Annotated in this window: 8 protein-coding genes and 2 rRNA genes (1 of these 10 cut by a window edge); 2 read left to right on the top strand and 8 right to left on the bottom strand. The window is 55.7% G+C overall.

Features of this window, described 5'->3' with window-relative positions; all coding sequences use genetic code 11:
* Positions 1–1,938 (top strand): 23S ribosomal RNA (locus HWX74_RS04800); it begins 990 nt to the left of the window's first position.
* 119 nt (positions 1,939–2,057) lie between these two features.
* Positions 2,058–2,172: ribosomal RNA gene (gene rrf / locus HWX74_RS04795) — 5S ribosomal RNA — on the top strand.
* Between the two features lie 345 nt (positions 2,173–2,517).
* Here rrf and HWX74_RS04790 read toward each other — a convergent pair.
* From HWX74_RS04790 to HWX74_RS04755, 8 genes are all read right to left on the bottom strand, one after another.
* Positions 2,518–4,344, bottom strand: a complete 1,827-nt coding sequence (locus HWX74_RS04790; protein ID WP_176012466.1) for an O-antigen ligase family protein — start codon at positions 4,342–4,344, stop codon at positions 2,518–2,520.
* Positions 4,345–4,367: 23 nt separating this feature from the next.
* Positions 4,368–5,342, bottom strand: a complete 975-nt coding sequence (locus HWX74_RS04785) for an SIS domain-containing protein (RefSeq protein ID WP_176012465.1) — start codon at positions 5,340–5,342, stop codon at positions 4,368–4,370.
* Positions 5,343–5,359: 17 nt separating this feature from the next.
* Positions 5,360–6,211, bottom strand: coding sequence for an ATP phosphoribosyltransferase (hisG, locus tag HWX74_RS04780; protein ID WP_176012464.1), 852 nt, complete (start codon positions 6,209–6,211; stop codon positions 5,360–5,362).
* A gap of 44 nt (positions 6,212–6,255) precedes the next feature.
* The gene (locus HWX74_RS04775) at positions 6,256–6,519 is read right to left on the bottom strand and encodes a phosphoribosyl-ATP diphosphatase (protein WP_176012463.1); all 264 of its coding nucleotides are present in this window, start codon (positions 6,517–6,519) and stop codon (positions 6,256–6,258) included.
* A gap of 99 nt (positions 6,520–6,618) precedes the next feature.
* A complete protein-coding gene (locus HWX74_RS04770; protein WP_176012462.1) occupies positions 6,619–6,996 on the bottom strand; it encodes a cytidine deaminase in 378 nt (125 codons plus the stop codon).
* Positions 6,997–7,090: 94 nt separating this feature from the next.
* Positions 7,091–7,888 (bottom strand): translation elongation factor Ts, encoded by a 798-nt coding sequence (tsf, locus tag HWX74_RS04765; RefSeq protein WP_176012461.1) that lies wholly within the window; start codon positions 7,886–7,888, stop codon positions 7,091–7,093.
* 57 nt (positions 7,889–7,945) lie between these two features.
* On the bottom strand, positions 7,946–8,818 hold the full coding sequence (gene rpsB, locus HWX74_RS04760; protein WP_176012460.1) for a 30S ribosomal protein S2: 873 nt from the start codon (positions 8,816–8,818) through the stop codon (positions 7,946–7,948).
* A 174-nt stretch (positions 8,819–8,992) separates the two neighbouring features.
* Entirely contained in the window at positions 8,993–9,418 is a 426-nt protein-coding gene (locus HWX74_RS04755; RefSeq protein WP_176012459.1) for a hypothetical protein, read from the bottom strand.
* Between the last annotated feature and the right edge of the window lie 303 nt (positions 9,419–9,721).

The following is a 9,721-nucleotide window of genomic DNA, read 5'->3' as shown; positions in this document are numbered from 1 at the left end:
TCATTGTCGAAAGGGAGACAGCCCAGACCGCCGGTTAAGGTCCCAAATTTAAGCTTAGTGGTTGAAGGATGTGGAGTTGCATAAACAGCCAGGATGTTGGCTTAGAGGCAGCCATCATTTAAAGAGTGCGTAATAGCTCACTGGTCGAGTGATTCTGCGCCGAAGATGATCGGGACTGAAGCTTAAAACCGAAGCCGCGGATTGTAACAATTGTTACAGTGGTAGAAGAGCGTTGTATATGGGTAGAAGCCGATGAGAGATCGGAGGTGGACTTTATACAAGTGACCATGCAGGCATGAGTAGCGAAAAACCGGATGAGAATTCCGGTCACCGAAAACCTAAGGATTCCTGGGGAAGGTTCGTCCGCCCAGGGTTAGTCGGACCCTAAGGCGAGGCCGAAAGGCGTAGTCGATGGACAACAGGTTAATATTCCTGTACTATCTGATCGTAGTGATGGAGCGACGCAGTATGCTAGATGAGCCAACGATTGAAAGTGTTGGTCGAAGCCATTAAGGCGTGATACAGTCAAATGCGTATCACATATGCCCCAGAGGTGTAAGGTAGTTGGAACGCAAGTTTCGACGAATTTATCGATGCTACGCTGACGAGAAAAACTTCTAAGCGTTTGATGATCAGGTATCCGTACCGTAAACCGACACAGGTAGGTGAGGCGAGAAGCCTAAGGTGCGCGAGAGAAACCACGTTAAGGAACTCGGCAAATTGACCCCGTAACTTCGGAATAAGGGGTGCCGTCATGGTGTAGGGACTTGCTCCCCAAGCCTGCGACGGTTGCAACAAAGAGGCTGGTGCGACTGTTTAACAAAAACACAGCTCTCTGCTAACTCGTAAGAGGATGTATAGGGAGTGACACGTGACCAATGCCAAAAGGTCAAGGGGAGAGGTTAGCGCAAGCGAAGCTTCAAACTGAAGCCCTGGTGAATGTCGGCCGTAACTATAACGGTCCTAAGGTAGCGAAATTCCTTGTCGGGTAAGTTCCGACCTGCACGAATCGTGTAACGATGCCAGCACTGTCTCAACGTGGATCTCGGCGAAGTTGTAATTCCGGTGAAAATGCCGGATACCTGCGGAAGGACGGAAAGACCCCATGAACCTTTACTGTAATCTGATATTGGTATTTGGTTATGATTGTGTAGCATAGGTGGGAGGCTGTGAAGCCGCTACGCCAGTACCGGTGGAGCCACAGGTGAAATACCACCCTGTTGTAATTGAATATCTAACCCCGAACCGTGAAGCCGGTCAGGGAACAGTGTCAGAGGGTCAGTTTGACTGGGGCGGTTTCCTCCTAAATCATAACGGAGGAGCCCGAAGGTACACTCAACACGGTTGGCAATCGTGTGCAGAGCGTAAGGGTAGAAGTGTGCTTTACTGTAAGACCGACAGGTCGAACAGTTGCGAAAGCAGGGCCTAGTGATCCAGCGATGGAATGTGGAATCGTCGTTGCTTAACGGATAAAAGGTACTCTGGGGATAACAGGCTGATAGCGGCCAAGCGTCCATAGCGACGCCGCTGTTTGGCACCTCGATGTCGACTCATCACATCCTGGGGCTGTAGAAGGTCCCAAGGGTTCGGCTGTTCGCCGATTAAAGTGGTACGCGAGTTGGGTTCAGAACGTCGTAAGACAGTTCGGTCCTTATCCTCCGCAGGCGCAGGATATTTGACGGGAGCATTCCTTAGTACGAGAGGACCGGGAATGACTAACCTCTGGTGTTCCGATTGTCGCGTCAGCGGCACTGTCGGGTAGCTATGTTGGGAACGGATAAGCGCTGAAAGCATCTAAGCGCCAAGCCCGCCCGAAGACAAGATATCCCTTCTTTTAGACTGAAGGCAGGTTGAAGACTACAACCTCGATAGGCTGCAGGTGTAAGCTCAGCAATGAGTTCAGCTTAGCAGTACTAATCAGCCGTGAGGCTTAACCACCTTTTTCTTCATCGTTTCCCTTTCAAAAAAAAGGGGAGCTATGCCGAAAAAGTTGCAAGACTCAGTTGTTTATATGAGTTGCTCGCTTCATTCAGACTCTTCTTAAATTGATTTTTTATTCCGGCGCCCATAGCGAAGTTGAAACACACGTTCCCTTCCCGAACACGGTAGTTAAGGGCTTCTGCGGCGATGGTACTGCACATACGAGTGTGGGAGAGTAGCACGACGCCGGATCTTTATCTTACCCCCTTTGGCATTACGGTCGCACCCGGCATGCATAAGGGGGTCTTTTTGTTTCGACATCCCCCCAAAAAAAACTGGACGCCACACGACAGACGGCTAGCGGACGCTTTTTGAAAGACGGTGCATTATCTTACGGGAGGCACGGGAGGAAAAATAAGCGTTTCCGGCCCGACTGTTTTCGTCAAATGTTGGCGGTGATCTCGTAAAATGCCGAGAAGATGGAAAGTAATTGCGGCATCCGGATGCTGTGAGCCCAAGCGCTTGCAGTTGAAATGCCGCCGGAGATCCAAAGCAACGACGGCACTTGACTTATATTGCTCCGCGCACCCGGTGGAATTAGTCCTGAACCGGGCTTTTTGATTTTCTGGTCCTGATCTCGTCGAGCAATTGGTGATATTCTTCTTTGTGCGGAAAGCGCCGGATGGCCTCGGACGCCAGCGCCTCGGCTTCGTCGTAACGCCGTTGTTCGAGGGCTATGAAGGCCAGCCGCTGGTAGGTGGCGGCCCGCTCCGGCGACAACGGCAGCGCTTTCTCGAAGTATTCTTTCGCTTCGGACAGTTGACGGCGCTTCACGAAATAATCCGCCGCCGCCAGATACGGGAAGGGGGAGCCGGGTTGCGCTTCGACGGCCCGCCCGGCCGCCGCTTTGATTTCCGCGGCGGTGACGAAGCGGTGGGCGGAGCCGCCCTGGCTGTCCGCCTGACAGAGTTCATCCAGCCGGCTCATCCGGAAATCCGCCCGCAACAGCCGCCAGCCGCCGCCGAAAACGACCGCCGCCGTCAACAGCAGTAATACATTAGCGGATATTCGTAGAGAAAGAGCCGGTATCGGAACGTTTTCTTCCGGTTGCAGCAGCCACATCAAATAAAAGTTCAACAGCAGTACGGTCCCCATCAGGCCGGGAATTTGCAGATGGGTGTCGACCAACGCGTGGAAATAGAAGGCGACCAAGCCGAACCACAATGCTGCCGGCAGAAACGGCAGCCTGCCGGCTTTTTGACGGCGTTTCAGCTCGATTGCCCCCTTGAGCAATGGATAGAGAACGGCGCCGAGAACGGCCAGGAAACTCAGAAGTCCGCATTGGCTGCCGAACGCCATGATCAAATTATGCGGCGTATGCGGCGCTTCGTCGGACTCGATGAGTTTGCCGGCCATGTAGTCGTAGAAGAAATCTCCCCAGCCGGTGCCGGTCAACGGCTGCCGGCACATCATTTTGAAGGCTTGAATCGAGTAATCGAAACGCACCAGCATGGAGTCGAAACCGCGTCCGTAGTGGTGGATGTACCACGCGCCGCCGAGCACTGTCGCGATCGTCAGCAGTATTGCGCCGTAACGGACGACTTGCCGGCGTGAAAACAGGACGGCGCCGAGCACCAGGGTGATCAGCAGTGCCAGAAATGAGGCGCGGCTTTTGGTGCCGAAGTAACATAGCAGCAGCAGCGCCGTGACGATCGGCATGAAAATGCCCAACGTCACTTTCGGCGGATCAAAGCGGCGGAAAAAGCGCCAGGTGGCCCACCACAGCAGCGGCCCGGTCAGCAGCAGGTAACCGGCCAGCGTGTTGCAGACCGTGAAGTTGCCGTAGATGCGCCGATCCAGCATTTTGACCTGAAGATCCGCCGCGATCCGGGCGCCGGCAGCCAATTGCTGTTCCAGATATTCCGCCTGACGGTCGAAGCCGAAGAAAAATTGTTCCGCACCGCTCAGGACGCTCAGCAACGAACCGACCGCCGCCGTGTACAATAAAAACGTTGCCGTCGACGGCAATGCGATCAGCAGCCGGCAGACGCTCAGCGCATAGGCGGCCAGCCCTCCCAGGTGAACCAGCTCAATCCAGCCGTAATCGGCGGTGGAGGCTCCAATCAGGCCCAGAAATGCAGAGAGAAACGCCGCCAGCCACCAGAACAGCGATTTGCTCAACGGGGCGTGCCAGGCGAAACGGTACGGAAACGCCGCCACCGACAGCGCCAGGCCGCCGGCCGCCAGCATCGGGAACAGCATCACCGGCCAGGTGATGATCAACCAGGGGAACCACTCCGCCGGATAGTAGCCCGGCGCCTGCGGCAACCCGACCAGTGAACCGAATTTCAGCGGCATCAGCAGCGTCAGAACCGCCAGATAACCGGTCACGAATTTCTGCCATAGAGTTGGTGCCGCCGCCATCGTTTTCCTCCGGATCTGATTTTTTACAACAGTTTCAAGCCGGGTAAATCCTGGATATCGATCAGGCCGACCACCTTTTGGGCGTCGTCGACGACGACGATCGCATTGATATGACGGTCTTCGACCATTTTCACCGCTTCGACGGCCAGGGCATCCTGCCGGACGTGGAATGGTTTGGGTGTCATCACTTCCGCCATCGTCCGGGTCAAAACGGCCAGGTCCTTCTCCGCCGCCCGGCGAAAATCGCCATCGGTGAAAATGCCCTGCAGGGTGCCGTCGTCATCGGCGATGATCGCGCAGCCGCAGCGGGCGGAACTCATCGCCAGCAGTGCTTCCCGCACTTTGCTGCCCGGTTTGACGACGGCAAAGCGCTCGCCGGTACGCATGATATCGGCAGTGCGCATCGTCACCGCCCGGCCGATGGCGCCGCCGGGGTGCAGCCGGCCGTAATCGGCTTTGGTGAAGCCGCGTTCCTGCAGCAGCACCAGCGCCAGCGCGTCGCCGAGCGCCAGCAGTGCCGTCGTCGTCGTCGTCGGAGCCAGATTGAAGGGACAGGCCTCCTGCGGAACCGCCATTTCGACGGTCAATTCGCTCATTTTGGCCAGCCGGGAAGTGGCAAATCCGGTAATCGCCACCAGCTCGATTCCCAGCCGTTTGGCCGGTACCAGCACATTGAGCAGCTCTTCGGTTTCGCCGCTGTAGCTGAGTGCGATCAGCAGATCGTGCCGCTGCATGATGCCGAGATCGCCGTGCAGCGCTTCGACCGGATGCATGAAAACCGACGGCGAACCCAGACTGGCCAGGGTTGCCGCCATTTTTTTGCCGATGTAGCCGCTTTTGCCGACGCCGGTAACCACCAGTTTGCCGCCCTGTTCGAGCGTGGCGTAGCACTTGGCGACCAGTTGTTCGAACGAATCGCCGAGATTGGCTTTGACCGTTTCCAGGCCGGTGATTTCAATATCGAAAACCTCGCGGGCCCGATCCAGAACTTTACTCATCGCCGTTTCCCCCCGGTTCAAATCCGGCAGGAGCGGATGTCGTTGACGATGATGCCGCGGGCGCCGATGTCGTAAAGCTCATCCATGATGTGATTGACTTCCCGCTGCAGAATCATCGCTTTGACGGCGACCCAGTCCGGATTGCTCAACGGCGAAATAGTCGGCGATTCGATGCCGGGCGTGATCGCGCAGGCGGCTTCCAACTGCTGGCGCGGAATGTCGTATTCGACCATCGCGTAAGTCCTGGCCAGCAGGATGCCGCGCAGCCTGGCCAGCAGCCGCCTGACTTCCGGCTGTTCCGCCACGTTCCGGTTGCGGCCGATCAGGATGGCTTCCGACTGCAGCAGCGGTTCACCGACCACTTTCAAACCGGCTTCCTGCAGCGTCCGTCCAGATTCGACGACATCGGCGATGACGTCGGCGACGCCGAGTTGAACGGAGATTTCCACTGCGCCGTCCAGCTTGACGATCGTCGGATTCCGGATGCCGCGTCTGGCGAGATCCTTGCGGACCACTTCGGCGTAGGATGTGGCGATCCGCAGCGCGCCGAACTCTTCCGGCCGGAGTTCTTTTTCCTGGGGAATCGCATAGCGGAAGGACGATTTGCCGAAGTTCAACGCCTGTAATTCGGCCACCTCGGCATTGCTGTCGATCGCCAGATCGCGCCCGGTGATGCCGAGCGGCAGAATGCCGTTGCCGACGTAAATGGCGATGTCGCGCGGCCGTAAAAAGACGAAGTCGATTTCATTGGCACGGTCGGAGACGATCAATTCCCGGCCGTAACGGGTACATTTATAACCTGCTTCTTTCAACAGCAGCACCGCATCTTCCGACAGCGCGCCTTTGTTGGGAATCGCCAGTTGGAGCATAATAAAAAATCCTTTCCGCCCGGCAGGCTGACGCCGGGGCATGTTTAGAGATAGCGATAGACGTCTTCCAATTCCAGCTCGTTGGCGATCATCATCACCTGCAGATGGTAGAGCAACTGGGAAATTTCCTCCGCCGTTTTTTCGCGTCCTTCGTATTCCGCCGCCATCCACACTTCACCGGCTTCTTCCACCACTTTTTTGCCGATGAAATGTTTGCCTTTGGCCAATTCCTTCACGGTACCGGAATTCGGGTCGGCCGCCGCCGCTTTGTTCTTCAATTCAACAAATAACTCATCAAAAGTTTTCATGCCATAAGTTCCTGAATCACAAGTTAAGTAATAATATACCGCCGCGACGGGCAAAAAGCCAGTTTTTTCCGGAAAAAGTCGGTTGCCGGCGGCGGTTTTTCAGTTCCAGCGCCGCGGCAGCAGTTCATCGACGGTAATCGTCGTCCAGTCCGGCAACAGGACTTCACAGCGGAAATTTTCATCGTCGATCTGGCAGATGAACTCCCGGCAGCGGCCGCACGGCGCCCCCGGCGTTCCATCCTCCATGACCGCGCATAGCCTGACGATCCGGCTTTCGCCGGCGGTGACCATGGCGGCAATTGCGGCGTGCTCGGCACAGAAGCCCATCGAACAGGGAGTGTCGATGCAGACACCGGTATAGACGTTGCCGTCCCCGGCCAGCAGCGCCGCCGCGACGGAACCGGCGCTGCTGCTTCTCGACAATTGACGCGGCCGCAATGTCGTTCGGGCGATCCGGTAAAGTTCTTCGAAAGTCATTGAAGCATTTTCCTTGTCGGTTCAATTAAAAAAGAAAAGCAGAAGACAGTTGCCCGACTTCTGCTTGATGAATCATTCCCGGGACGGGAAATGCTCAGAGTTCCTCGCCGACTTCCCAGCGCAGGAAACGGTTGACCTTCAAATTGGGTTTCAATTTGGCAAGGCAGGTTTTGTCGTCCTTGATCCAGGGCTGACGCAGCAGACAGACTTCGCTGTACCACTTGTTCAGCTTGCCGTCGACGATCTTGTCGATGATGTTGGCCGGTTTGCCGGTCAACTGGGCGGCGGCGATTTCACGCTCCTTGGCGATGACGTCGGCATCGATGCAGTTCGGACAGATGTAATCCGGCTTGAAGGCCGCGATGTGCATGCACAGGTCGTTGAGAAACGCTTCATCGGTTTCGCCTTCGACATCGACCATGACGCCGATCCGGCCGCCCATGTGCAAATAAGAGGCCAATTTGCCGTTGGTGACCCACCTGGCCGCCCGGCGCAACTGCATGTTTTCACCGATGGTCGCAATCATGGCGACCATATTTTCCTGTTCGGCCGCCTGCGCCTTTTCGGTGACACAGCCATCGCCGTCGAGTTCCAGCGTCCGTTCGACAATGCCGTTGATGAAGTTGATGAACTTCTCATTGGTGGCGACGAAATCGGTTTCGCACAGCACTTCAACCATCGCGCCTTTGCCGCCGGTGATCCTGGTAATGATTTTGCCTTCCTTGGTCGCCCGGCCGGATTTCTTCTCCGCCTTGGCCACGCCGGATTTGCGCAATACTTCGACCGCTTTTTCCATATCGCCGCCGGCTTCGCTCAACGCTTTCTTGCAATCCATCATTCCGGCGCCGGTCTTGTCCCGGAGTTCTTTCACCATTTCAGCAGTAATCGCCATAGCATTCACTTCCTTGCTTCAAAGAGTTAATTTCAGTAATCGACTTGCCTGCCGGCATTATTCGGCAGCGCTTTCCACCACCGGCTGCGCCGCTTCCTTTTCGGCGGCCGCTTCGTCGTCGGCTTTGCGGCGCGGACGGCGGGCCGGACGTTCCGTCTTTTCGGCGGCCGCTTTTTCCGCCTTCTCGTCGGCTTCTTTCTTCTTCTCGGCTTCCTTGGCGGCACGCTCTTCGACGACCCGCTTCTGGTAGACTTCCTTGGCGACCTTGATCGCGTCGACAAACAGATCGGTGATGATCTTGATCGATTTGACCGCGTCGTCGTTGGCGACGACCGGATAATTGATCGGTTCCGGATCGCCATTGGTATCGACGATGGCGACGACCGGGATATTCAGTTTGTTGGCTTCGCGGACAGCGATGTTGTCATGGCAGACGTCGATGATGATCATCGCCGCCGGCAGACGCTTCATCGACGCGATGCCGTCGAGGTCGCGGTGCAGGCGCTCCGCCAGCCGGGCGCTTTTGGACAGCTCTTTTTTCTTCATCGATTTGGCGGCGTCGCCTTCAAGCACTTTGTCCAGCTCGTGCATTTTGTTGATGCTCTTGCGAATGGTGACGATATTGGTCAGCGTGCCGCCCATCCAGCGTTCGGCGACGTAATACATTCCGGTCGCTTCGGCGATCTCGCGGGTAATCTGCTGCGCCTGGCGCTTGGTGCCGACAACCAGAATATCGCCGCCGTCCATGACGACATGCTGCAGGAAATTGCAGGCATCGCTGATCTGATGCATCGTTTTGGTCAGGTCAATGATCGAAATACCGTTCTTGGCTCCGTAGACATAATGTTTCATTTTCGGATTCCAGCGTTTGGTCTGGTGTCCGAAGTGACAGCCCGCTTCCAACAGGTCCTTGATCGTGATTTTAGCCATGAAAGACTCCTTGTTCCGGTTGCGGCACCTTTCCCGGATTTCTCGTTTTCCCGGAAGGCACCTTCTGGTTTTGTTGTTGTAAATGAAACCTTGCCCGTCCCGCTCTCCGGGGACAGGAAGTACATAATATATCCTGCTAAAGCAGTTGCGGCAAGCGGCGGAATGTTTTTTTCGTCAATTTTCCTGATTGAGGCAGTTGTTCAGCCGGTCGGCTGCGGCGATGAAGTTCACCATCGCCGGCTGCAGCTCGCAATTCAGCGCCGAGGCGGCGAAAGTGCTCTGCAGCGTGACTTCCAGACCGCTGCCGATTGCCAGCGTATAATCATCGGCCGGCCAGGTCTGTCGGGCGAGACGGGCCAGCAGCTGCCGCCGGTCTTTGAAGGGATGGACCAGCGGCGCGCTCATACTGAACTTCCACAAGCCGCCCTGGCAGCTTAAACGAACCTCCAGCGCCGGACAGTGCAAATTAGGCAATTCTATGAGAAAGACGGTACTGCCTTCCACAATGCTGCAACGCGGGTAACTGACAAGCTGGACTTTGCCGGGATAATTGCGCTGCAGCTCCAGCAGGGTTTTCAAAATGAACTGTTCTAGCTCCATAAGGCGCACCTTCACCTGTTTAAAAAGGAACACTCCTTATGGAAAGAGGGCGTTCCCTGTCGTCTTACACGAGGCCCTCGCCAGAAAACCCACACATCCACGAAAAGAGAACGCCCAGCAAGTCCTAGACAAAACTTGCCGGCTTTTCCTTTTCGACCGGATGTGCTGTAACAACCCTGGCGAGGTTTCGTGTACATTGTCGAAAACACTGAATTTCAGATATCGGAAAAAACAGCTCTGATCGTCATGACAACAATCATAAATAAAAAATAATCCTATTGAATTTAATTTTCAAGTATTGAA

Origin of the sequence: Victivallis sp. Marseille-Q1083 (assembly GCF_903645315.1) — a bacterium.
GTDB lineage: Bacteria > Verrucomicrobiota > Lentisphaeria > Victivallales > Victivallaceae > UMGS1518.
The sequence above is the reverse complement of the archived record's forward strand: the minus strand, read 5'-3'. Positions and strand labels throughout refer to the sequence as shown.

What these genes read in the sequence shown, in the direction of transcription:
- HWX74_RS04790 (WP_176012466.1), bottom strand. Translation starts at nt 4,344, where the DNA reads ATGGCGGCGGCACCAACTCTATGGCAGAAATTCGTGACCGGTTATCTG.
- HWX74_RS04785 (WP_176012465.1), bottom strand. Translation starts at nt 5,342, where the DNA reads ATGAGTAAAGTTCTGGATCGGGCCCGCGAGGTTTTCGATATTGAAATC.
- hisG (WP_176012464.1), bottom strand. Translation starts at nt 6,211, where the DNA reads ATGCTCCAACTGGCGATTCCCAACAAAGGCGCGCTGTCGGAAGATGCG.
- HWX74_RS04775 (WP_176012463.1), bottom strand. Translation starts at nt 6,519, where the DNA reads ATGAAAACTTTTGATGAGTTATTTGTTGAATTGAAGAACAAAGCGGCG.
- HWX74_RS04770 (WP_176012462.1), bottom strand. Translation starts at nt 6,996, where the DNA reads ATGACTTTCGAAGAACTTTACCGGATCGCCCGAACGACATTGCGGCCG.
- tsf (WP_176012461.1), bottom strand. Translation starts at nt 7,888, where the DNA reads ATGGCGATTACTGCTGAAATGGTGAAAGAACTCCGGGACAAGACCGGC.
- rpsB (WP_176012460.1), bottom strand. Translation starts at nt 8,818, where the DNA reads ATGGCTAAAATCACGATCAAGGACCTGTTGGAAGCGGGCTGTCACTTC.
- HWX74_RS04755 (WP_176012459.1), bottom strand. Translation starts at nt 9,418, where the DNA reads ATGGAGCTAGAACAGTTCATTTTGAAAACCCTGCTGGAGCTGCAGCGC.